The sequence below is a fragment of the Microvirga brassicacearum genome, assembly GCF_008757455.1.
Taxonomy (GTDB): Bacteria; Pseudomonadota; Alphaproteobacteria; order Rhizobiales; family Beijerinckiaceae; genus Microvirga; species Microvirga brassicacearum.
On sequence record NZ_VCMV01000007.1, the window covers coordinates 91,940 to 113,804 of the forward strand.

At 64.7% G+C, this 21,865-nt stretch carries 21 protein-coding genes; 13 read left to right on the top strand and 8 right to left on the bottom strand.

The features are described 5' to 3' along the window. Positions 1-13: 13 nt before the first annotated feature. Positions 14-2,761 carry a type I DNA topoisomerase gene (gene topA / locus FEZ63_RS06140; protein ID WP_150942754.1) on the bottom strand — a complete coding sequence of 916 codons (2,748 nt, stop codon included), beginning with the start codon at positions 2,759-2,761 and terminating at the stop codon, positions 14-16. A 134-nt stretch (positions 2,762-2,895) separates the two neighbouring features. After that, a complete protein-coding gene (locus tag FEZ63_RS06145; RefSeq protein WP_150942755.1) occupies positions 2,896-4,527 on the bottom strand; it encodes an isovaleryl-CoA dehydrogenase in 1,632 nt (543 codons plus the stop codon). A 424-nt stretch (positions 4,528-4,951) separates the two neighbouring features. On the opposite strand from FEZ63_RS06145, the gene FEZ63_RS06150 reads away from it, so the two are divergent. The 5 genes from FEZ63_RS06150 (at position 4,952) to dprA (ending at position 9,520) form a co-directional block, all read left to right on the top strand. Further along, positions 4,952-5,899: an aspartate carbamoyltransferase catalytic subunit gene (locus tag FEZ63_RS06150; RefSeq protein WP_150942756.1), complete on the top strand. Its 948-nt coding sequence runs from the start codon at positions 4,952-4,954 to the stop codon at positions 5,897-5,899. 61 nt (positions 5,900-5,960) lie between these two features. Further along, a complete protein-coding gene (locus FEZ63_RS06155) occupies positions 5,961-6,401 on the top strand; it encodes an endonuclease domain-containing protein (RefSeq protein WP_150942757.1) in 441 nt (146 codons plus the stop codon). Next, positions 6,398-7,696, top strand: a complete 1,299-nt coding sequence (locus FEZ63_RS06160) for a dihydroorotase (protein WP_150942758.1) — start codon at positions 6,398-6,400, stop codon at positions 7,694-7,696. The genes FEZ63_RS06155 and FEZ63_RS06160 overlap by 4 nt, the downstream gene beginning before the upstream one ends. Positions 7,697-7,712: 16 nt before the next feature. Next, positions 7,713-8,315, top strand: a complete 603-nt coding sequence (gene plsY, locus FEZ63_RS06165) for a glycerol-3-phosphate 1-O-acyltransferase PlsY (RefSeq protein WP_150942759.1) — start codon at positions 7,713-7,715, stop codon at positions 8,313-8,315. Beyond that, the gene (gene dprA / locus FEZ63_RS06170) at positions 8,312-9,520 is read left to right on the top strand and encodes a DNA-processing protein DprA (protein ID WP_244622663.1); all 1,209 of its coding nucleotides are present in this window, start codon (positions 8,312-8,314) and stop codon (positions 9,518-9,520) included. Before plsY ends, dprA begins: the two co-directional genes overlap by 4 nt. 3 nt (positions 9,521-9,523) lie before the next feature. Here the strand turns inward: dprA and FEZ63_RS06175 are convergent, their stop codons facing one another. Beyond that, positions 9,524-9,766, bottom strand: a complete 243-nt coding sequence (locus FEZ63_RS06175) for a hypothetical protein (RefSeq protein ID WP_150942760.1) — start codon at positions 9,764-9,766, stop codon at positions 9,524-9,526. 98 nt (positions 9,767-9,864) lie between these two features. Continuing rightward, entirely contained in the window at positions 9,865-10,791 is a 927-nt protein-coding gene (locus FEZ63_RS06180; RefSeq protein ID WP_150942761.1) for an AEC family transporter, read from the bottom strand. Between the two features lie 154 nt (positions 10,792-10,945). Here FEZ63_RS06180 and arfB point away from each other — a divergent pair, with 154 nt between their 5' ends. From arfB to FEZ63_RS06195, 3 genes are all read left to right on the top strand, one after another. Next, a complete protein-coding gene (gene arfB / locus FEZ63_RS06185) occupies positions 10,946-11,368 on the top strand; it encodes an alternative ribosome rescue aminoacyl-tRNA hydrolase ArfB (protein WP_150942762.1) in 423 nt (140 codons plus the stop codon). Positions 11,369-11,676: 308 nt separating this feature from the next. Beyond that, on the top strand, positions 11,677-12,585 hold the full coding sequence (locus FEZ63_RS06190) for a DMT family transporter (RefSeq protein ID WP_150942814.1): 909 nt from the start codon (positions 11,677-11,679) through the stop codon (positions 12,583-12,585). A 64-nt stretch (positions 12,586-12,649) separates the two neighbouring features. Next, on the top strand, positions 12,650-13,162 hold the full coding sequence (locus FEZ63_RS06195; RefSeq protein ID WP_244622664.1) for a DUF1772 domain-containing protein: 513 nt from the start codon (positions 12,650-12,652) through the stop codon (positions 13,160-13,162). Here the strand turns inward: FEZ63_RS06195 and FEZ63_RS06200 are convergent. Both FEZ63_RS06200 and epmA read right to left on the bottom strand, forming a co-directional pair. Beyond that, positions 13,141-14,196, bottom strand: a complete 1,056-nt coding sequence (locus tag FEZ63_RS06200) for a lysine-2,3-aminomutase-like protein (protein WP_150942763.1) — start codon at positions 14,194-14,196, stop codon at positions 13,141-13,143. The genes FEZ63_RS06195 and FEZ63_RS06200 overlap by 22 nt on opposite strands. Next, on the bottom strand, positions 14,193-15,245 hold the full coding sequence (epmA, locus tag FEZ63_RS06205) for an EF-P lysine aminoacylase EpmA (RefSeq protein WP_150942816.1): 1,053 nt from the start codon (positions 15,243-15,245) through the stop codon (positions 14,193-14,195). Before epmA ends, FEZ63_RS06200 begins: the two co-directional genes overlap by 4 nt. Before the next feature lie 182 nt (positions 15,246-15,427). Between epmA and efp the strand changes: the two genes are divergently transcribed. Further along, positions 15,428-15,994 carry an elongation factor P gene (gene efp / locus FEZ63_RS06210; RefSeq protein WP_150942817.1) on the top strand — a complete coding sequence of 189 codons (567 nt, stop codon included), beginning with the start codon at positions 15,428-15,430 and terminating at the stop codon, positions 15,992-15,994. 43 nt (positions 15,995-16,037) lie between these two features. Here efp and FEZ63_RS06215 read toward each other — a convergent pair whose 3' ends face one another. After that, positions 16,038-16,442: a RidA family protein gene (locus tag FEZ63_RS06215; protein WP_150942764.1), complete on the bottom strand. Its 405-nt coding sequence runs from the start codon at positions 16,440-16,442 to the stop codon at positions 16,038-16,040. Between the two features lie 110 nt (positions 16,443-16,552). Here FEZ63_RS06215 and FEZ63_RS06220 point away from each other — a divergent pair, with 110 nt between their 5' ends. From FEZ63_RS06220 to FEZ63_RS06235, 4 genes are all read left to right on the top strand, one after another. Then, positions 16,553-17,737 (top strand): aminotransferase, encoded by a 1,185-nt coding sequence (locus FEZ63_RS06220; protein WP_150942765.1) that lies wholly within the window; start codon positions 16,553-16,555, stop codon positions 17,735-17,737. 148 nt (positions 17,738-17,885) lie between these two features. Continuing rightward, positions 17,886-18,983 carry a Ppx/GppA phosphatase family protein gene (locus FEZ63_RS06225; RefSeq protein WP_150942818.1) on the top strand — a complete coding sequence of 366 codons (1,098 nt, stop codon included), beginning with the start codon at positions 17,886-17,888 and terminating at the stop codon, positions 18,981-18,983. Beyond that, a complete protein-coding gene (locus FEZ63_RS06230; protein ID WP_150942766.1) occupies positions 18,980-19,684 on the top strand; it encodes an RlmE family RNA methyltransferase in 705 nt (234 codons plus the stop codon). The genes FEZ63_RS06225 and FEZ63_RS06230 overlap by 4 nt, the downstream gene beginning before the upstream one ends. A gap of 62 nt (positions 19,685-19,746) precedes the next feature. Then, a complete protein-coding gene (locus FEZ63_RS06235) occupies positions 19,747-20,682 on the top strand; it encodes a Gfo/Idh/MocA family protein (protein WP_150942767.1) in 936 nt (311 codons plus the stop codon). Between the two features lie 292 nt (positions 20,683-20,974). On the opposite strand, the gene FEZ63_RS06240 is transcribed toward FEZ63_RS06235, so the two are convergent. Then, the gene (locus FEZ63_RS06240) at positions 20,975-21,829 is read right to left on the bottom strand and encodes a dienelactone hydrolase family protein (protein WP_150942768.1); all 855 of its coding nucleotides are present in this window, start codon (positions 21,827-21,829) and stop codon (positions 20,975-20,977) included. Positions 21,830-21,865: the final 36 nt, after the last annotated feature.

Sequence of the window (21,865 nt, forward strand, 5' to 3'; positions counted from 1 at the left end):
TTGGCCCGATTTTCTAAACTGCCTTCTTGGTAGCAGCTTTCTTGACTGCGACCTTCTTCGGCGCCGCTTTCTTGGCCGCTGGTTTCTTGGTTGCGCTCTTAGTCGCGGTTTTCTTCGCGACAGTCTTGGTAGCAGTCACCGGCGCCTTTTTAGTTGCGGTCTTCTTGGCAGCGGCCTTCTTCGCCGGCGCCTTCTTGGCAGCGATCTTGCGGCCGCGCGACGGCTTCTTCGACGGGCCCGCGGCCCGACGCGCCACGAGCAGCGCAATCGCTTCGTCGAGCGTGACCGCCTCGGCGGTTATCGATTTCGGCAGCGTGGCGTTGGTCTCGCCATCCGTCACGTAAGGCCCGAAGCGCCCGGCCTTCACCACGATGGGCTTGGCCGATTCCGGATCCTCGCCGAGCGGACGTCCCGGATCGGCGGCGCCACGACGGAATCCGCCGCCATTCTCCTTGGCGACGATCAAGTCGATCGCCCGATTCCCGCCGATTTCCAGCACATCGTCTTCGTTGCCGATATTGGCGTAGGTCTTGCCATGCTGAACATACGGTCCATAGCGGCCGATGCTGGCAAAGATCGGCTCGCCCGAGACCGGATGCTTCGCCACTTCGCGCGGCAGGGCGAGCAGTTTCAGCGCCGTCTCAAGGTCGATCGAGGCCGGCGAGCGGCCCTTCGGCAGCGACGAACGCTTCGGCTTCTCGCCTTCGCCGAGTTGAACGAACGGGCCGAACCGGCCATCGCGGATGGTGACCTGCTGGCCGCTCTCGGGATCGTCGCCCAGAACACGAACGCCCGGCTGGCCGCCATTCTCGGACGTGCCTTCGCCTTCGCCATTGGCGCCGGTTGCGGCGAGCTGACGGGTGAACTTGCATTCCGGGTAGTTCGAGCAGCCGATGAACGCGCCGAACTTGCCGAGCTTCAGCGAGAGCTGGCCGGTGCCGCAGGTCGGACAGGTGCGCGGGTTGGAGCCGTCGCCCTTGTCGGGGAAGATATGGGGGCCGAGCAACTCATTAAGCGAGTCCAGCACCTGCGTGGTGCGCAGGTCGGTCGTCTCGCCGATGGCCGCCGAGAAGTCGCGCCAGAAATCGCGCAGAACCTGCTTCCAATCGACCTCGTGGTTGGAAACACGATCGAGCTGCTCTTCCAGATCCGCGGTGAAGTCGTATTCCACATAGCGGCGGAAGAAGCTCTCGAGGAAGGCGATGACGAGCCGGCCCTTGTCCTCGGGAACCAAACGCTTCTTGTCGATCCGCACATATTCGCGGTCGCGCAGCACCTGCAACACCGCCGCGTAGGTGGAGGGACGGCCGATGCCGAGTTCTTCCATGCGCTTGACGAGGCTCGCCTCCGAGAAACGCGGCGGCGGCTCGGTGAAATGCTGCGTCGAGACGATGCGGCGGCGGGTCAGCGCGTCGCCCTTGCTCATGGGCGGCAGGCGGCCCTCATCCTCGTCCGCCTCGTCGTCCTTGCTCTCATTGTAGAGCGTCAGGAAGCCGTCGAACTTGATGACCTGACCGGTGGCGCGCAGGTCGAGCCTGCGTGGGCCGACCTCGGCCAGAATGTCGGCCGTGGTGCGCTCGAGCTGGGCCGATTCCATCTGGCTCGCAATCGTGCGGGTCCAGATCAGCTCGTACAGCCGGGCCTGCTCGGGTTCGAGATACTTCGCCACTTGCTTGGGCAGGCGGCTGATGTCGGTGGGCCGAATGGCCTCGTGCGCTTCCTGCGCGTTCTTGGCCTTCACCGTATATTTGCGGGGAACGCCCGGCACGTAGTTGTCGCCATATTCCTTGCCGATGACGCGGCGGATGTCCTGCACGGCCGGCGGATCGATATCGACGCCGTCGGTTCGCATATAGGTAATGAGACCGACGGTCTCGCCGCCAATCTCGACGCCTTCATAGAGACGCTGCGCCACCCGCATGGCCTGGGCCGGCGCCAGCCCCAGCTTGCGCGAGGCCTCCTGCTGCAGGGTCGAGGTGGTGAAAGGCGGGTAGGGATGGCGTTTCGCCGGCTTCGCCTCGATGTTCGACACCGAGAAAGTCGCCAGTTCGAGGTCGCGCTTGAAGGCCTCGGCCTCCTCGCCCTTGCCGATGTCGAGCCGGGTAATCTTCTTTCCGTCGGCTCCCACAAGGCGGGCATCGAACACGCCGCCATCCTTGGTCGCCAGCGTCGCAACCAGCGACCAGTATTCCTGGGACTTGAAGGTCTCGATCTCGAGTTCGCGGTCGCAGACGAGGCGCAGGGCCACCGATTGGACGCGGCCGGCCGAGCGTGCGCCCGGCAGCTTGCGCCACAGAACCGGCGACAGGTTGAACCCGACGAGATAATCAAGCGCACGGCGTGCCAGATAGGCATCGACCAGCGCCTGATCGATCTGGCGCGGATTGCGAAGCGCGGTCAGCACCGAATCCTTAGTGATCGCGTTGAAGGTCACGCGCTCGACCGGCAGATCCTTGAGGACGCGCTTCTCCCGCAGGGCTTCGAGAACGTGCCAGGAAATGGCCTCGCCTTCGCGATCCGGGTCGGTCGCCAGAATGAGCTTGTCGGCGCCCTTGATGGCGCGGGCGATATCGTTCAGCCGTTTGCCGCCCCGGTCGTCGAGGGTCCAGATCATCTTGAAATCGTTTTCGGGATCGACCGAGCCGTCCTTGGCCGGCAGGTCGCGGATATGCCCGAAGGAGGCCAGGACCTCGTAATCCTTGCCGAGATATTTGTTGATCGTCTTGGCCTTGGCGGGCGACTCGACGACGAGGATTTTCATGTGCGACTTCCTAATAGCCGCGAGCGGACGCTCGGTGGTCACGGCAAAAACCGGCAGCCAAGCCTGACTGCCGTGGGGGCGGATAAGTGGTTGATGATCGCCGACAAGTCAAATCGGTCTAGAAGGCGAACCCGCTATATGGTCTGAAACACCCGCTCCAGCAAGGCGTCGGTCGCACCGCCCAGATCATTGCTCCCGATCAGGCCGGCCGGCCGGGCGAGGCGGGAGCGAGCCCAGGCCTCGGCGATTTCGGGCGGGGCCGAGGCCGCCAGCGCCGCGGTCGCCGCCAATGCAAACAGCCGGTCGGCGATGAAGCGGGCTCGCGCCTCGGCCTCCGGGGATTTAAGCGCCTGGATGATCTCGCTGGCGGTGTCCCGGGCGCCCGGGAGGTGATCGACGCCGCTCATGAGGCTGGCGAGAACGGCGGCCGCAGCCTGGGGTTCGCGGTTTTCCGTGCGCAGGATATCGAGCGCGATCACATTGCCGGAACCTTCCCAGATCGCGTTGACGGGTGCCTCCCGGTAGAGGCGGGGCAGGGGACTCTCTTCCACATAGCCGTTGCCGCCGAGGCACTCCATCAGCTCATAGAGGAGGCGCGGCGCCGCCTTGCAGATCCCGAATTTCGCCGCGGGCGTGATGAGACGGGCGAAGGCGGCCTCGGTGCTGTCGGCGCCGTCGAAACTCCGTGCCAGCCGCATGGACAGGGCGGTCATCGCCTCCGATTCCAGCGCAAGGTCGGCCAGCACGCTGCGCATGAGCGGCTGGTCGATGAGTCTCTTCCGGAAGACCTCGCGGTGGCGAGCGTGATGATGGGCGAGAACGAGGCCCATCCGCACGAGCCCGGCCGAGGCGACGGCGCAATCGAGCCGCGTCAGCTGGACCATCTTGAGGATAGTGGTGATGCCGCGACCTTCCTCGCCGATGCGCCACGCGAATGCCTGCTCGAACTCCACCTCGGCGGAAGCGTTCGAGCGATTGCCGAGCTTGTCCTTCAGCCGCAGCAGGCGCAGCGCGTTCAAGGAGCCATCCGGCCGAAACCGCGGCAGCAGGAAGCAGGTAAGCCCGCCGGGCGCCTGCGCCAGCACCAGAAAGGCATCGCACATGGGCGCCGACATGAACCATTTGTGCCCGGTGAGCGCATATTCGTCGCCCGTGACGAGGATGGCTGTCGTGGTATTCGCCCGAACATCGGTACCGCCCTGCTTCTCGGTCATGCCCATGCCGAGGGTCACGGAGGTCTTGTCCCAGAACGGAATGAAGCGGGGATCGTATTCCCGCGAGAGAATTTTCGGCAGCCATTCGGCAAGCCGTTCCGGGCTCGCACTGAGCGCCGCCACGGAAGCATGCGTCATCGTCAGCGGGCAGACATGGCCAGCCTCTATTCCCGAAATCATGAAGAGGCGGGCGGCGCGGGCGACGGATTTGCGGCCCTCGTCGTCGCCGGCGATCCGCTCGTCCCAGGTCGAAGCATGAAGCCCATCGGCCATGCTGGCCGTCATCAGGGAATGGTAGGCAGGGTGGAATTCCACCACGTCGAGCCGGTGGCCGACGGGATCGTGGGTCCGCAGGCGCGGCGGGTTTTCATTGGCCAGGCGACCGCGCTCGAAACGCTGCCCGCTGCCCCAGCGCTTGCCGAAGGAGGCAAGGCCCTCCGCGTCGAGATCCACATGGTTGGCAGCCAGCGCATCGAGCAGCGGCCTGTCGGTCGAGGTCAGGTCGAAATCGACAAGAGGCGGTGTCTGGTTGAAAACCTCGTGCGGATCCATGGCGGTTCCTGCTCTGCCTGATGGGGAAGTCTAGCGCCCGCCAGTCGATTTTTACACCATCCCGTCATTCCGGGGCCGCGCCAGCGGAACCCGGAACTCATACCCGCTGAGATTCCCGAACAGGGCGCCATCGGAGCCGTCGCGCTTCTTTTCACCGGTCGGCGTTTATGGGTTCCGGGTTCGCGTTTCACGCGCCCCGGAATGACGTTGGCGCCACCCCGTCATTCCGGGGCCGCGCAGCGGAGCCCGGAACCCATACGCGCAGAGGTCGCTGGATAGACCCGTCCATCACGCAGCCTTCGAACGACAGCGCATATCCGTTCCAGGTTCGCGCTTCGCGCTCCGGAATGACGGCGAATAAAGCGTTAGGCGGCGTGCCACGCTTGCCGCCTTCTTCAACTCCCCGTATAGCCATCGTTTTAAGATGAGTGACACACCCCGACCCGTTTTTCCCCATCGCCACCTGCTCGGAATCGAGGGGTTGTCCGCGCTGGATCTCACCGCCTTACTCGATCTTGCCGACGAGCAGGTCGAGGTCAGCCGGCAGGTCGAGAAGAAAAAATCGACCCTCCGCGGCCGCACCCAGATCAACCTGTTCTTCGAGCCGTCGACGCGCACCCAATCCTCGTTCGAAATCGCCGGCAAGCGCCTTGGCGCCGATGTGATGAACATGTCGGTCGCGTCCTCCTCGGTGAAGAAGGGCGAGACGCTAGTCGATACGGCCGCGACCCTGAATGCCATGCGGCCCGACCTCATTATCGTGCGCCACCACGCGGCAGGCGCCGTGCATCTGCTCGCGCAGAAGGTCGATTGCTCGGTGGTCAATGCCGGCGACGGCGCGCACGAGCACCCGACACAGGCGCTGCTCGACGCGCTCACGATCCGCCGCAACAAGGGCGGCATCGAGGGGCTTACGGTGGCGATCTGCGGCGACATCGTGCATTCGCGGGTCGCCCGCTCGAACATGCTGCTGCTGGCGACCCTTGGCGCGCGCGTGCGCCTCGTCGCCCCATCGACCCTGCTGCCGCCCGGAATCGAAGGGCTCGGCTTCGAGACCTTCACGGACATGCGCCGTGGGCTGGACGGCGCCGATATCGTCATGATGCTGCGCTTGCAGCGCGAGCGCATGAACGGCTCGTTCGTGCCGTCCACCAAAGAATATTTCCGCTTCTACGGTCTCGATCAGGAAAAGCTTTCCTGGGCGAAGCCCGATGCGCTGGTGATGCATCCGGGACCGATGAATCGCGGCGTCGAAATCTCCTCAGAAGTCGCCGATGGCGCGCAATCGCTGATCCGCGAGCAGGTTGAAATGGGCGTGGCCGTGCGCATGGCGGTGCTGGAGGCTCTGGCGAGCCATTTGCCGAATCGATAGAAACCTTCCCTCTCCCCTCTGCGGGAGAGGGTGGCCGCCGAAGGCGGTCGGGAGAGGGGCCATGACGATCAGAAAAAACCAGGTCCCCACCGCACTCCGCGACTTCGCAAAGGAGCAACGCTCCCTTCAGACTCGTGCCGAAGATCGGTTCTGGCAGCAGGTTCGGGCGGGCCGATTCCACGGCTATAAATTCAAGCGACAGGTTCCCATCGCTCCATACATCGTGGATTTCCTTTGTTCTGCCGCGAGGGTGATCGTCGAACTCGACGGGCCGCCACATGACACGCCTGAACAGCGAGCGCACGATCGAGCGCGGGATGCGTTTCTTCAGCGCCAGGGCTTTCAGGTGCTGCGCTTTTCGAATGATGTGATGCTGGGTAACGGCAATCTGGTGCTTGACTCTGTGCGCGCGGCAATTGAATCCCAGCTCTGCCCCTCTCCCGACCTGCTTCGCAGGCCACCCTCTCCCGCAGAGGGGAGAGGGAGAGGGAAACCCGCATGACGTCGTCTCATCCTCCGCTCCTCCTGAAAAACGCCTGGCTCGTCGATCCCGCCACCGGGCACGAGGAACGCGGGGGCGTGCTGATCGAGGGTGGGCTCATCAAGGCACTCGGTCCCGCCGTTGCGGCTCCCGAGGGCGCCGAGGTGATCGATTGCGGCGGGCAGGTGCTGGCGCCGGGTCTGATCGACATGCGGGCGTTCATCGGGGAGCCGGGAGCGGCGCACCGCGAGACCCTGAAAAGCGCCGGCGAGGCGGCGGCGGCGGGCGGCGTCACCACAATCGTGTCGATGCCGGATACCAACCCGGTGATCGATGATCCGGCCATGGTCGATTTCGTCCAGCGTCGGGCGCGCGATACCTCGATCGTCAATATTCGTCCTGCGGCCGCCCTCACCAAGGGGTTGCTGGGGCAGGAGATGGCCGAGATCGGCCTTTTGCGCGAGGCGGGCGCGATCATGTTTACCGACGGGGCGCGCTCCATCACCAACGCCCAGGTGATGCGCCGTGCCCTGACCTATGCGCGCGATTTCGATGCCCTCATCGTCCATCATGTGGAGGATCCCGACCTTGTCGGCCAGGGGGTGATGAACGAAGGGGAATTTGCCGCCCGGCTCGGTTTGCCCGGCATCCCGCGGGAGGCCGAAACGGTGATGCTGGAGCGCGACATGCGTCTCGTTCGCCTCACCGGTGGGCGCTACCACGCCGCGATGATCTCCTGCGCCGATTCGGCGGACATCATCCGCACCGCAAAGGCGGCGGGCCTTCCGGTAACCTGCGGGGTATCGATCAACAATCTGGCGCTGAACGAAAACGACATCGGTGATTACCGCACGTTCTTCAAGCTCTCGCCGCCGCTGCGTGACGAGGACGATCGGCAGGCGATGATCGCCGCGCTCGCGGACGGCACCATCGACGTCATCGTGTCCGATCACAATCCACAGGATGTGGAGACCAAGCGGCTGCCATTTGCCGAGGCCGAAGACGGCGCAGTCGGGCTCGAAACATTGCTGTCCGCGGCCCTGCGGCTCCTCCACGCGGATCTCATTTCGCTGCCTCAGCTCCTGCGCGCACTCTCCACCAGACCCGCTGAAATCCTTGGTTTGCCGGCCGGGCGGCTCGAATGCGGCGCGCCTGCGGATCTCATCGTGTTCGATCCCGACGCGCCCTACGTTCTCGACAAACGGCAATTGCGCTCGCTATCCAAGAACACGCCGTTCGAGGAAGCCCGTCTGGAAGGGCAGGTGACGCTGACGCTGGTTGCGGGCAGGATCGTGTTCGACCGCCGGTCCACCTGAAGGGAAACGATAGCGAATGTCCGACGACGCCCACCTGCTCTTCCTGCTGGCCGCCCTTGTCGTCGGCTATCTCCTCGGCTCCATCCCGTTCGGCGTCATCTTCACCCGCATGGCGGGGTTGGGCGATATCCGGAAGGTCGGTTCCGGCAATATCGGCGCCACCAATGTGCTGCGGACCGGCCGCAAGGGTCTCGCGGCCGCGACCTTGATCGGCGATGCCCTAAAAGGGACCGCGGCCGTTCTCCTCGCGCGCTACTGGGCGGACGATCTCGGCGCGGTGGCGGCGCTCGGCGCCTTTCTCGGGCACCTGTTTCCCGTCTGGCTCGGGTTCAAGGGCGGCAAGGGCGTGGCGACCTTTCTCGGCGTGCTGCTCGGATTGCAGCCGCTGGCAGCTTTGGCCTTCGTGGTGATCTGGCTCGGGCTTGCCTTCACGACACGTTATTCGTCGCTTTCCGCCCTGGTGGCGAGCGCAGCCTCGCCCATCGTGCTGTGGCTCCTCGACGAGCCGCAGATGGCCGGCGTCGCATTCATCCTCGCGGCCTTGCTGTGGTGGAAGCATAGCGAGAACATCCACCGGCTGCTCGAGGGCACCGAAGGCCGAATTGGACAGAAGGGTTGAGCGCCGGCGCATTGCTGACGGATGAGCAGCGCCTCGACTGGCTGCGCCTGATCCGTTCCGAGAATGTCGGCCCACGGACTTTCCGCGCCCTCATCAACCAATATGGCGGCGCATCGGCGGCGCTGGAAGCGCTGCCGGATCTCGCCCGCAGGAGCGGACGGGCGGCGCTGAAAGTCACGAGCCGCGCCGCAGCCGAGAAGGAACTCGCCGCCGCCGCACGGCTCGGCATCCGTTTCATCGCCATGGGCGAACCGGACTATCCCAAGACCCTCCAGGCCGCCGATACCGCGCCGCCGCTGATCGGCGTTCGCGGATCGACCGAGATCCTTTCGCGGCCGGCTGTGGCGATGGTCGGCTCCCGCAATGCTTCGGCGGCCGGGCTCACCTTTGCCGAGCGCCTGTCGCGGCAATTGGGGGAATTCGGCTACGTGATCGTGTCGGGCCTTGCCCGCGGGATCGACACGCGAGCCCACAAGGCGACCCTTGCCAGTGGCACCATCGCGGTGCTCGCCGGCGGTCAGGATCGCGTCTATCCGCCCGAGAACGAGCCGCTTCTGCTCGCCATCATCGAGAATGGCGGGGCGGTGATCTCGGAGATGCCTATGGGGTGGGAGCCGCGCGGCCGCGATTTTCCGCGCCGCAACCGGATCGTTTCCGGCCTCTCCTACGGGGTCGTGGTGGTGGAGGCGGCGCGCCGCTCCGGCTCGCTCATCACCGCGCGCTTCGCCCTCGAGCAGGGCCGGGAGGTGTTTGCCGTCCCCGGCTCGCCGCTCGATCCGCGCGCGGAGGGAACAAACGATCTCATCCGCGACGGCGCAACGCTCTGCGCCGGGCTTGAACATGTGACGAACGTGCTGGAGCCGCTGGTCGCAGCCGGTCCGAAACTCGATCCGGATATGGGCGAGCCGCTCCACCTTCTCGGCACCGAGGAATTGTGGGACGAACTCGATTTGCCCGAGATCGGCCGTCCAGCCGTCGGCATGGTGCTGCCGGATGCCGGCTTGCTGGATGAAGCCGGCGACGGTGACCGGATCGAAATCGATCTCGTCTCGCTGCTGGGGCCTTCGCCGGTGCCGGTCGACGATCTCGCGCGGCAATCGGGGCTCTCCATCCGGCATGTGCAGATGGCGCTGCTGGAGCTGGAAATCGCCGGGCGGCTGGAGCGCCATGGCGGCAATGCGGTATCGCTGATCGCGACGTCCTGAGCGTCAGGATTCCGGGTTGCTCGCCTGCACGACCCGAATCGCTTCGAGTCTCGCCATGTCGAGCAGATAGGCCAGCAGGTCGAGCCGCGAACGGCGCGCCAGCGACGCCAGCTCGATGGTGAAATCCGCCACGAATTTCGCCGTCTCGACGGGATCGGCGCCGCCCTTCAGCAGGCCTTCCGCGCCGGCAGCAGCCGCAGCGCCAGGGGTTGATAAACTTTTGGTTGTGCTCGGCGTCTTGGACATGAGACCTTTGGCTGGCAGTAACGTTGCAATGTCGCTCAATAACAATACAACCGCCGGCACACAACAAAAATTAAATAACCGTAAGTTGTGATCGTTTCCTACCCGAGCAGAACAATCAGCAATGGCATCGATCCCATGGCCACCAGCGTCTGCAGGGTCAGGATCTCGGCCATCAGGGGCGCGTTGCCGCCCATCTGCCGCGCGAGCACGAAGGCGGAGCTTGCCGAGGGCACGGAGGCGGCGATGATCGCTACTGCGAGGTCGTCGCCCGTCACCCCGCCGAGGCGCGCCACGCTGACCACCACCAGCGGCAGGACCAGCAATTTCAGAACACCCGACACCGCATGCGCGACCCCAGGCCGCGCGAGACGACGGATGTCGAGTCCCGCTCCGACCACCAGAAGGCCCGCCGCGAGGGCCGCTCTTCCCAGGAACTCGACATAGCTGCCGATGGGCTGCGGCAGGGGCGGCGCCAGGAGGTTGAGGCTGATTCCGATGGCGCAGGACCAGATAAACGGGTTCGCCGCGAAGGAGCGCAGGATTTCATAGGGGCTTTGACGGGCCTGGCCCGCAAAGCGGATGAACACATAGAAGGCGAGGAGGTTGAGCAGCGGCACCATGGCGGCGATCGCAACCGCAATCAGCGCGACGCCGCGATGCCCGAACAGGCTGCCGGCGACGGACAGGCCGATGAAGGTGTTCCAGCGTGTCGCGCCCTGGAAGATCGACGTGAAGCTCGGCCCGTCGATGGCAAAGCGGCGGGCCAGCAGCGGGCGCAAAGCCAGCGTGATGACGGTGATCACCAGGATGCCGACCACCAGCGCGCCGCCGACTCCCGCGACCGGAACCTCCCGGAGATTGGCGCGCAAGAGCGTATCGATGATGAGGGCGGGAAAGAAGATCGTGTAGGTCGTCCGCTCCAGCCCGGCCCATTGCCGATCGTCGACAAAGTTGGTGGCGCGGCAGAGCCAGCCTGTCGCGATGATCAGAAAGGTCGGGATAAGACTGGCGAAGACCGCTGACATGAGGGAGCCGGAAAGAAGAGCGCGGCGGGGCGCGGTTTTCGGTGGGCATCGCCGGATGTGCATTTCCGGATGTGCTCGAGGCGCTTAGCCTCTATTGAGATCCTTCACAAGCGAGCCGCCGAATGATCACCGGCATGTTTTTGGTCGAGGCGTCATGATTCAGGTGACCAATTCTCTGTCGATCGACGAGGATGAGCTGCAGGAAAGCTTCATCCGCGCATCGGGCCCCGGCGGCCAGAACGTCCATAAGGTTTCGACCGCGGTGCAATTGCGCTTCGATGTTCGCCGCTCGCCGAACCTGCCCGATGACGTGCGCCAGCGGCTCGAGCGGCTGGCCGGCCAGCGCCTGACCAATGACGGCGTTCTCATCATCACGGCGCAACGCTTCCGCACGCAGGAGCGCAACCGCGAGGATGCGCAGGCGCGTCTCGTCGAGCTGATCCGACAGGCGACCGAACGCCCGAAACCGCGACGCCCGACGCGCCCGACCCTGGCCTCGAAAGAGCGGCGGCTGGAATCCAAGGGGCGGCGCGCGGATATCAAGAAGGGGCGGGGCGCGAAGGGCAGTTTCGACTGAAACGAACAGGCGCGAGTTCGAGCGCAGGAAACGGATCGCGCCGATCGCCGCCGGCTCTAAGCTGGGAGGCCAGCTAAAGCCTCCGCCTTGAAAAAGGCGAAGCGCCTGTCCCACAGCCTCATCCTGAGGAGCCGCGAAGCGGCGTCTCGAAGGACGAGGCGTCTCCAGTAGGCACAGGACGACCCTTCGAGACGCAGCCTTTGGCTGCTCCTCAGGATGAGGGGAAGTATATGACCCACAGTTTTCAGGAGCCGCGCGTGAATCGCCGTACAAGCACATCTCTTTCCAGTCCCACCATCAACCGCATCATGAGCTGGCACGAGTGGGCGATGCTGCTTGCGCTCTCGGTGCTGTGGGGCGGCTCGTTCTTCTTCACCGGCATCGCCGTGAAGGAGCTGCCGCCTTTCAGCATCGTGGTGCTGCGGGTCGGGCTTGCGGCGATCATCCTGCTGGCCGTCTTGCGGTTGTCAGGCATCCGCATGCCGACGGATCCGAGAGCCTGGGCGGCGTTCATTGCCATGGGGCTGATGAACAACGTGGTGCCGTTCTGTCTCATCGTCTGGGGTCAGACCCATATCGCGTCGGGTCTGGCATCCATCCTCAACGCCACGACGCCGCTTTTCGGCGTCCTGGCGGCGAATTATCTCACCAGCGACGAGAAGATGACCGGCAACCGGCTCGCCGGCGTGCTGGTGGGGTTCGTCGGGGTCGTTTTCCTCATCGGACCGGCGGTCCTGGAGCAATCGGGGGCGAACATCGCGGCGCAGACGGCCTGCCTTGCGGCGGCATTCTCCTATGCGCTCGCGGGGATCTACGGGCGGCGCTTCAAGCGCATGGGCGTTGCGCCGATGGCCACCGCCACCGGTCAGGTGACTGCGTCCGCCATCCTTCTGCTTCCGCTGGCACTGATCGTCGATCGGCCATGGGTCCTGCCGATGCCGGGTCTCGATACCTGGGCGGCGATCGCCGGCATCGCGATCCTTTCGACGGCGCTTGCCTATGTGCTGTATTTCCGCATCCTGTCGACCGCCGGCGCAACCAACCTCCTCCTGGTCACTTTCCTGATCCCCGTCAGCGCGATCCTGCTCGGCTCCCTGGTGCTCGGGGAAAGGCTGGACCCGAGGCATTTTGCGGGCATGGCGCTGATCGGCGCGGGGCTGGCGGCGATCGATGGACGGCTCTTGCGGACGCTGAGGTCGAAACCTGCAAAACTCTGAGGTCTCCACCTCCTCCGAACCTTCACCCGCGGAACGGGGCGGCGAAGGAGGGCGTTTTTTCCGCATGTCTTACCGCCGTTTCCCGATCGTTTACGATGTGGTGTTCTTCATTGCCCTGCTGGCGACCGCGCTGGCGCTTGGCGCTGCGCTCGCCCACGTCCTCGAGCTGCCGAACAAGATCGGGCTTCCGCGCGATGAGTATTTCATCGTCCAGCAGGTCTATCGCGGGTGGGACAGGCTCGCCTTTCTCCTGCTCGTCGAGCTTGCGGCGATGATCGCGCTTGCGGTGATGTCTCGTCGGCGACCGCGGGTCTTCTGGCCTGTCGTCGGGGCGATCTTCTGTCTTCTGTCCGCACAGCTGCTGTTCTGGCTCTTCACCTTTCCGGCAAACGTCGCGACCGAGAACTGGACGCGGATGCCCAATGATTGGGGGAGGCTCCGCACGCAATGGGAATATTCGCACCTAGCAGGCGCCATATTCCAGGTTCTCGCCATGGCGGCGCTCATCGTCGCGGCGCTGGCCCATGCCCGAACGGGCGCGGTGGCGCGAGCTCCCTATTCGTCGCCGGGCGGATAGGCATGCTCGGCGCCCCGGAAATCCGCAACCGCATAGCAGCCGTCGCTGGTTTGCCGAATGCTTCTCGCTCCGATCTCCGCCTTCCCGTATCCGCCGGGAATGTCGAGGATGTAGGTCGGTTGGCACAGGCCGGAGATGCGGCCGCGCAAGGCTGTCACGAGCGCCTGTCCCTCGGCGATCGAGAGGCGGAAATGGCTGGTGCCGGGGGCGAGGTCCGGGTGGTGGAGGTAGTAGGGCTTGATCCGCGTCTCCACGAAGGCGCGCATGAGATCGGCGAGCACATCGGCATCGTCGTTGACGCCGCGCAGCAGCACCGATTGGCTGATCATGACGATGCCCGCATCGACGAGGCGCGCGCAGGCCCTGCGGGCTTGCTCTGTCAATTCGCGCGGATGATTGGCGTGAAGCGCCACATAGGTGGTCCTGCCGCTGGATTTCAGGGCAGCGATCAGGGCCTCGTCCACATGGTCCGGCTCGACCACGGGAACCCGCGTGTGGAAGCGTACGATCTTCACATGCTCGATGGCGGCAAGCCGCCGCATGATCTCTTCGAGCCGGCGCGGCGACAGCACCAGCGGATCGCCGCCGGTGAGGATCACCTCCCAGATCTCGCGGTGTTCGGCGATATAGGCGAAAGCCGCATCCATGGCGTCTGGCGAGAGCGTGCCCAAACCTTGCGGCCCGACCATCTCGCGGCGGAAGCAGAAGCGGCAATAGACCGGGCAGATATGGACGGCCTTGAGCAGAACCCGGTCGGGATAGCGGTGCACGATGCCTTCGACGGGACTGTGAGCAAGATCGCCGATGGGATCGGTGCGTTCGTCCGGTCTCGTTGAAAGCTCCGCGCCGGTCGGGACGAACTGGCGCGCAATGGGGTCGGCAGGATCATTCGGGTCGATGAGGGCCGCCATCGCGGGACTGACGGCCACGGCGTACAGCGCGGCCACCCGCTCGATGTCCTGCTGCAGCTCCGGCGAAATCATCCCGGCATCGATCAGTTCGGCCGGTGTGCGCAACGTGCGGGAGATGTTCAACGGCCGATCTCCGGCAGCGGCGTCCACAGCACCTGTTCGATGCGGGAGGCGCCGGTCGCCAGCATCACGAGGCGGTCGAAGCCGAGGGCGATGCCGGAGGCCTCCGGCATCAGCGCGAGCGCTGCCAGAAAATCCTCATCCACCGGATAACTCTCGCCATAGACCCGCATCTTTTCCGCCATTTCCGCCGCGAACCGGCGCGCCTGCTCGGCCGGGTCCGTCAACTCGCCGAAGGCGTTGGCCAATTCGACCCCGCAGGCATAGAACTCGAACCGCTCCGCCACGCGTGGATCGCGGGCGGTCGGACGGGCGAGCGCTGCCTCTGCGACCGGGTACTCATCGAGGATCGTGGCGCGCCCAAGGCCGAGATTGGGCTCGACCCGCTCCACGATGACGCGGCTGAAAAGGTCCGACCAGGTGTCGTCCTTTGCCACCCGCAGGCCTGCGGCTTGCAGCGACGCCGCGAGAGACGCCGCATCGGTCGAGCCGTCGGGCGCGATCGACGACAAGAGATCGATACCCGCGAACCGCTCGAAGGCCTCAGCGACGCTCAGGCGCTCGGGTTCCTGAAAGGGGTCGGTCTCGCGGCCGCGGAAGGAGAGGGTGCGGGTCCCCGCCACATCGGCAGCCAGCGCCAGCATCTCCCCGCAATCGCGCATCAGCGCCTCGTAGGGTTGGCCGGCGCGATACCATTCCAGCATCGTGAATTCCGGGTGGTGGAGCGGCCCGCGCTCGCGATTGCGATAGACATGGGCGAAGCAGGAAATCTTGCGTTCGCCCGCGGCCAGCAGCTTCTTGCAGGCGAATTCCGGCGAGGTGTGCAGGTAGAGCGGGGTCCTGTCGCCGCCAGCGGACACCGCTTCGGTCGCAAAAGCATGAAGATGCGCCTCATTCCCCGGCGAGACCTGAAGCGTCGCCGTATCGACTTCGATGAAACCGCGCTCCGCGAAAAACCCGCGCAGGGCCGCCTGGATGTGATTCCGCGCCATGAGGAACGGACGCCGGTCCGCATGGACGTGCGGCGTCCACCACGGTGAAGCGGCGGGCAGGGATGGGGACGCGGGCAGGGCCGCTTTCTTGGTTTCCACGATCCGGTTCAGGTTTTGGCCGCTCAGGCTGGCGATTTGCTTAAAGATAGGCTAGTGCGGCGTTGAAACAGTTTTCAGGCGTCGTCCGGGGCCAGTTCTCCCGTCCCTTCGACGTGCCCTATGTGTCACAAGGAACGCTTTCCGTGAAGGTCATCGCCTCTACGCTCCGCAAAGGCAACGTCGTCGATGTCGACGGCAGGCTTTATGTGGTTCTCACCGCCCAGAACATCCACCCCGGCAAGGGCACGCCTGTCACCCAGCTCGATATGCGCCGCATCTCCGACGGTGTGAAGGTCTCCGAGCGGTATCGCACCACCGAGCAGGTCGAGCGTGCGTTCGTGGAAGACCGAGAGCACACCTTCCTCTACGCCGACGGCGACGGCTACCATTTCATGAACCCCGAAAACTTCGACCAGGTTCAGGTGCCGGCGGACATCGTGGGCGACATGAAGGTCTACCTTCAGGAGGGCATGCCGGTGATGCTCTCGACCCATAACGGCCTCCCGATCTCGCTCGAACTGCCCGCGCGCGTGACGCTGGAAATCGTCGAGACCGAGCCGGTCGTGAAGGGCCAGACGGCTTCCTCCTCGTACAAGCCCGCGATCCTGTCAAACGGCGCGCGCACCCTTGTGCCGGGACACATCGTTCCCGGAACCCGCGTGGTCATCATGACGGAAGACGGTTCCTACGTGGAACGCGCCAAGGATTGATCTTGGGAGACGAGTTGCGGCGTTCGATGCTGCAACTCGATCACTAGACAGCGGCTGCGATTGCCTCGATCTCGAGCATGAGATCCGGTCTCACCAGGTCTGGGATGATGTGCGTCGTCCAAGTCGGCACGTGATCGCCAAGGATTTCTTTTGAGATCGCGGTCACCCTCGCCCGGGCATCATCTCCGATCGGGCGAAATCTCTCCACGATCAGTACCGTGCACTTCACGATGTCCGTCAGAGACATTCCGCCTGCCTCAACGTTCAGGATGATGTTTTGCAGAGCATAGCGCCACTGTTCCTCATAGGTGATGCCAAGCAATCCCTCCGGAGACATCCCAATCTGCCCGGAAATCAGCAACAACCGGGCATTCGGCGGTATGGACACCGAATGTGTGTAGCGCCCAATTGGCGGCGCGACTGTAACAGGATTCCGAAAAACGATCATGTGAACTCCGGCCGGGCAAATGTTACGTCATAGCGCCAGTATTCTTGATCCACAGTACGGTCAAGGCGATAGCTGCTTTCTTGCCAACCGCTCCCACAGGACAGTGCTTCATGACAACCGCCACGCCTGCCGCGATCAACCCGCTGGTTGCCGATGTCGGCAGCCCGCCGATCCCCGAGGCGCAAGGCTGGCTGGCGCGATATGACGGCTCGCGCGGTCCGGTGATCAACCTTTCGCAGGCCGTTCCGGGATCGGCTCCGCACCCCTCGATGCTGGAGCGTCTGGCGGCCAGCGCCGGCTCGGCCGCATCGGCAAAATACGGGCCGATCAATGGCGACGACGAGCTTTGCGCCACCTATGCGGCCGACCTGTCGGCGCTCTATGGCGGACGAATCGAGCCGCGGGATACGGCAATCACGGCAGGCTGCAATCTCGCGTTCTTCGCCACCATGATGCTGCTCGCCCGCCACGGCGACGCGATCCTGCTGCCGGCGCCGTGGTACTTCAACCATCAGATGTCCCTCGACATGCTCGGGATCGAGCCGCGTCCGCTGCCGTGCCGGGCGGATGCCGGATTCGTGCCCCGCATCGAGGATGCGGAGCCGCTGATCGACGGCAAGGTCCGGGCCATCGTCCTCGTGACGCCCAACAACCCGACCGGTGCGGTCTATCCCGATCAAGTGATCAAAAGTTTCGCCGACCTGTGTCGCCGGAAGGGAATTTCTCTCGTACTGGACGAGACATACCGGGATTTTCTGCCGAATGAAATTAGCAAGGCGCACGGCCTCTTCGCCAGCGAGGCGTGGCGCGACACGGTCATCCAGCTCTATTCGTTCTCGAAATCCTACGCGATTCCCGGCCACCGGACGGGCGCGATCACGGCGGATCATGCTGTCATCGATCAGGTGGCGAAAATCCTCGACTGCATCCAGATCTGCCCGCCGCGGACGGCGCAATCGGCGCTGCCATGGGCGATCGACAACCTGCGCGGCTGGCGCGAGGAAAACCGGCACGAGATCAACCATCGCGCGGAGGTCTTCCGGAAGGCCATCGCGCCGCTGCCGGGATGGCGGATCGAGTCGGCGGGAGCCTATTTCGCCTATCTGACCCACCCGTTCGCAGACAAGAGCGCTCAAGCGGTGGCAGCGAAGCTGGCGACCGAACGCGGCGTTCTCGTGCTGCCCGGCAGCTATTTCGGGCCTGGGCAGGAGCGTCAGCTGCGCGTGGCGTTCGCCAATGTGGGAGCGGATGTGCTGGTCGGCCTGACGGATCGCTTGCGCGGTTTTTCCGTCTGAAGGCCTTCGCGGCCGTTCATAAACCCGGCGCCAGCCCCGAAACACGGCCCGCGCCCTTGGCGAAAAAGAGGGCGACAGGTACTCTCAGGCGAAACCGGCGTCGGATGCCGATGCCAAGGATTGAGTTTTGACTGTGAAGTACGATGCGATTGCCGGGTCCCAGGAGGCGCGGTCGGGCCCGGTCTCGGGTTCCGAGCGGGATTCGCGCGGGGCCGAGCCCACGTCAGGATCGTCGCAGATTTCCGAGAAGCGCCGCTCGAGTCGCACCTACGCTGCCCTTGACCTCGGCACCAACAATTGCCGCCTCCTGATCGCCGAGCCGGCCCATTTCGGCTTCCGGGTCGTGGATGCGTTCTCGCGCATCGTCCGTCTCGGCGAAGGCTTGGGGCATGGCAACCAGCTCGGGGCGGACGCGATCGAGCGGACCATCGATGCGCTCCGGGTCTGCCGCGACAAGATGGATACCCGAGCAGTGGCGCGCGCCCGCCTGGTAGCGACGGAAGCGTGCCGTCTTGCCGAAAACGGCCCCGCATTCATCGACCGGGTTCGCGAGGAACTCGGGATCACGCTCGAGATCGTCGACCGCAAGACAGAAGCTTATCTGGCGGTGACGGGTTGCGCCTCGCTGGCCGATCCCGACGCGGATTCCGTCGTCGTGTTCGATATCGGCGGCGGGTCGACGGAAATTGCCTGGCTCGACGGGCCGGCCACCAACATGCTGGTCGATCCATGCCGGCGTATCCGCGCCTGGGATTCGCTTGCGGTCGGCGTGGTGACGCTGGCTGAGCGCCACGGCGGCGTGCAGGTGACGGCCGAGAGCTTTCGCGGCATGGTCGAGGAAGTGTCGGACCTGCTCGTCAATTTCAATCTGGCGGCGTCCGGCTCGGGCGAGGGCGCCAATTTCCATCTCCTCGGCACCTCGGGCACGGTCACGACCGTCGGCGGCATTCATCTCGGCCTGCAGCGCTATGATCGGCGCCGCGTTGACGGTATGTGGATGCAAGACACCGAGATCTCTGCGGTTCTCGAACGATTGCTGAATTCGGATTTTGATCAACGGGCGGCCAATCCCTGCATCGGGCGCGAGCGAGCCGATCTCGTTCTGGCGGGCTGCGCCATTCTCGAGGCGATCCGGATGGCGTTTCCGTCGGATCGATTGCGGATTGCCGATCGCGGGCTTCGCGAAGGAATTTTGATGAACATGATGCGCGATGATGGGGTCTGGCTGCAGGGGGCTTATCGATGAGCACCAGCAAGCCCGGATCGGGTGTCCGCAACATGAAGCAGCGGGTGAAGACCGCGAACAAGCGTTCGCTGTCGTCCAAGATCTGGCTCGAGCGCCAACTCAACGATCCCTATGTGGCGCGGGCGAAGCGCGAGGGCTATCGGTCCCGCGCGGCGTTCAAGCTGCTGGAGATTGACGACAAGTACAATCTTCTGAAACCCGGCCAGCGTGTGGTCGACCTTGGCGCGGCCCCCGGCGGCTGGTCGCAGATTGCCGCGCGCAAGGTGGGCGCGAAGGGTCGCGTGGTCGGCATCGACCTGCTGCACATCGACCCGATGCCCGGCGTCGAATTCATCGAACTCGACTTCCTCGATGAAGGCGCTCCCGGGAAACTCATGGAGCTTCTGGGCGGACCCGCCGACGTGGTGATGTCCGACATGGCGGCGAACACCACCGGCCACAAGAAGACCGACCACCTGCGCATCATGGGGCTGGCGGAGGCGGCAATCTTCTTCGCGCGCGAGGTGCTGGCGCCGGGCGGCAGCTTCATCGCCAAGGTGTTCCAGGGCGGCACCGAAGGGCAGCTCCTGACCGACCTGAAGCGCGATTTCGCGGTCGTCCGTCACGTGAAGCCGGCGGCGAGCCGTTCGGATTCGGCGGAACTGTATGTGATGGCGACCGGTTTCAGAGGCACGGCCGGCAACGAGAAGCCCGACTACTAGCGCTCCGGATGAGTTTGGATAAGTCCGGCCCAAACTCATCGTGATCCGAGGGGACAGCTCTCATGGCTCCGCACCGCGTCGGCATCATCGGCTTCGGCAAGATCGCGCAGGACCAGCACCTGCCGGCCATTCGGGCCAATCCCGATTTCGAGTTGCTGGCCGTGTCGAGCCAGCGCGGCCTTTCGCCGGAGGACGCCAAGTACACGTTCGTCGATTATCGCGAGATGCTGAAGCTTCCCGATCTCGATGCTGTGGCGATCTGCACGCCGCCGCAGGTCCGGCACGACATCGCCAAGCAGGCGCTTCAGGCGGGCAAGAGCGCGCTCCTCGAAAAGCCGCCCGCCGCGACCTTAAGTGAGCTCGAAGACCTGAAACGCATCGCCTCATCCGCACGCAAAACGCTATTCACCGCCTGGCACGCCCAGCACAATGACGGCGTGGACGCGGCCGCCAAGGCGCTGCAAGGACAGGCCATCAAACGTCTGCTGATCACCTGGAAAGAGGATGTGCGGCAATGGCATCCGGGCCAGCAATGGATCTGGCAGGCGGGCGGGTTCGGCATCTTCGATCCCGGCATCAATGCCCTGTCGATCCTCACCCGCATCGCCCCGCAACCGATCTTCATCAAACAGGCGACACTGGAATTTCCCGCCAATCGCGATGCGCCGATCGCCGCGAGCCTCGTCTTCGCATCCGGGTCGGTAGGCGAGGACCTGCGGGCCGAGTTCGACTGGCGCCAGACCGGCCCGCAGACCTGGGACATTGAGATCGACACGGCGGCGGGCCAGCACCTCCTGCTGACGAAAGGCGCGGCGCGGCTCGAATTCGACGGCAAGGTCGTGGTCGACGAAACCCCGGCCGAATATACGGGCGTCTACCAACAATTCGACACGCTTCTGAAAGCCGGAACCTCCGACGTGGAAGACATGCCATTCCGGCTCGTGGCGGATGCGTTCATGATCGGCAAGCGGGTGCCGGTGGAAGCGTTCGAGGATTAGGGCATTTCCCTTCCCTTTGTAGGAGGATCAGGGTGGGGTGTTGGCGCAAATCTCAAATCGTGTGGCGCCCACACCCCCACCTCCAACTCCTCCCCACAAGGGGGAGGAGAGCCCCGGTGGCGCCTGGTAGCGTTGGCTTTTACCTGAACTCCGGCACCGCGCGGTTTCCCTCCCCCTTGTGGGGAGGGTCAGGGTGGGGGTGTGAGCGCCAACCTCGATTCAGTTGGCGCCAGCGCCCGACCTCCAACTCCCACCAAAGGGAGGAGAGTCCGCCCGGATTCTGCACCAAATTTCACCCCAGATGCTTCTTCAAGAACGCCACGGTCCTCCTCCATGCCAGATCCGCCGCGCCCTTGTCGTAACGGGCTGCGTTGGCGTCATTGTTGAAGGCGTGGTTGGCGCCCTTGTACAGGTGGATCTCGTAGGTCTTGCCTGCTTGTCTCAACGCCGCCTCATAGGCCGGGATGCCCGCGTTGATGCGCTCGTCCAAGCCGGCGTAATGCAGCATCAGCGCCGCGTTGATCTTCGGCACGTCCTCGGCCTTGGGCTGGCCGCCGTAATAGGCGATTCCGGCGGCAAGATCGGGTTCCGCCACCGCCAGGTTGTTGACCGCGCCGCCGCCCCAGCAGAAGCCGATCGCGCCGACCTTGCCATTGCTGTCCGGGTGACCCTTCAAATACGCCACGGCGGCCCGACCATAGGCGATGACGTCGGGCTGCTTGAGCTGGCCGATCATGTCGCGGCCCTTGTCCTCGTCGGTCGGCGTGCCGCCCATGGGCGAAAGATAGTCGAGGCCGAGCGCCAGGAACCCCTCGGTGGCCATGCGCCGGGTCACGTCCTTGATGTGCGGATTGAGCCCGCGGTTCTCGTGGATCACGATGACGGCGGGCAGCTTGCCGCCGGTCTTGGGCCGGACGAGATAGCCCTTCAGGCCCGGTGCACCGGGAATATCCACCATCTCGGCCGTGATGCGCGGGTCGCTCTCGGGGATGGTCTGCGCCTGCGCGTAGTTGTTCTGCAGGATCGGCAGGAGGGCGCTGGCGGCGGCTGTGCTGCCGACGAGGGTCGCCAGCCGGTCGATGAAAGCGCGGCGGTTCATACCGCCATGGGTGAAATCGTCATAGAGATCGATGATGCGCTTATCCATGCAGGGGTCCTCGTTGCGTCCCCCCAAGATAGCGCA

Excerpts from the sequence above, each read along its gene's own strand:
- topA (WP_150942754.1), bottom strand. The coding sequence starts at position 2,761 with ATGAAAATCCTCGTCGTCGAGTCGCCCGCCAAGGCCAAGACGATCAAC.
- FEZ63_RS06145 (WP_150942755.1), bottom strand. The coding sequence starts at position 4,527 with ATGGATCCGCACGAGGTTTTCAACCAGACACCGCCTCTTGTCGATTTC.
- FEZ63_RS06150 (WP_150942756.1), top strand. The coding sequence starts at position 4,952 with ATGAGTGACACACCCCGACCCGTTTTTCCCCATCGCCACCTGCTCGGA.
- FEZ63_RS06155 (WP_150942757.1), top strand. The coding sequence starts at position 5,961 with ATGACGATCAGAAAAAACCAGGTCCCCACCGCACTCCGCGACTTCGCA.
- FEZ63_RS06160 (WP_150942758.1), top strand. The coding sequence starts at position 6,398 with ATGACGTCGTCTCATCCTCCGCTCCTCCTGAAAAACGCCTGGCTCGTC.
- plsY (WP_150942759.1), top strand. The coding sequence starts at position 7,713 with ATGTCCGACGACGCCCACCTGCTCTTCCTGCTGGCCGCCCTTGTCGTC.
- FEZ63_RS06175 (WP_150942760.1), bottom strand. The coding sequence starts at position 9,766 with ATGTCCAAGACGCCGAGCACAACCAAAAGTTTATCAACCCCTGGCGCT.
- FEZ63_RS06180 (WP_150942761.1), bottom strand. The coding sequence starts at position 10,791 with ATGTCAGCGGTCTTCGCCAGTCTTATCCCGACCTTTCTGATCATCGCG.
- arfB (WP_150942762.1), top strand. The coding sequence starts at position 10,946 with ATGATTCAGGTGACCAATTCTCTGTCGATCGACGAGGATGAGCTGCAG.
- FEZ63_RS06190 (WP_150942814.1), top strand. The coding sequence starts at position 11,677 with ATGAGCTGGCACGAGTGGGCGATGCTGCTTGCGCTCTCGGTGCTGTGG.
- FEZ63_RS06195 (WP_244622664.1), top strand. The coding sequence starts at position 12,650 with ATGTCTTACCGCCGTTTCCCGATCGTTTACGATGTGGTGTTCTTCATT.
- FEZ63_RS06215 (WP_150942764.1), bottom strand. The coding sequence starts at position 16,442 with ATGATCGTTTTTCGGAATCCTGTTACAGTCGCGCCGCCAATTGGGCGC.
- FEZ63_RS06220 (WP_150942765.1), top strand. The coding sequence starts at position 16,553 with ATGACAACCGCCACGCCTGCCGCGATCAACCCGCTGGTTGCCGATGTC.
- FEZ63_RS06230 (WP_150942766.1), top strand. The coding sequence starts at position 18,980 with ATGAGCACCAGCAAGCCCGGATCGGGTGTCCGCAACATGAAGCAGCGG.
- FEZ63_RS06235 (WP_150942767.1), top strand. The coding sequence starts at position 19,747 with ATGGCTCCGCACCGCGTCGGCATCATCGGCTTCGGCAAGATCGCGCAG.
- FEZ63_RS06240 (WP_150942768.1), bottom strand. The coding sequence starts at position 21,829 with ATGGATAAGCGCATCATCGATCTCTATGACGATTTCACCCATGGCGGT.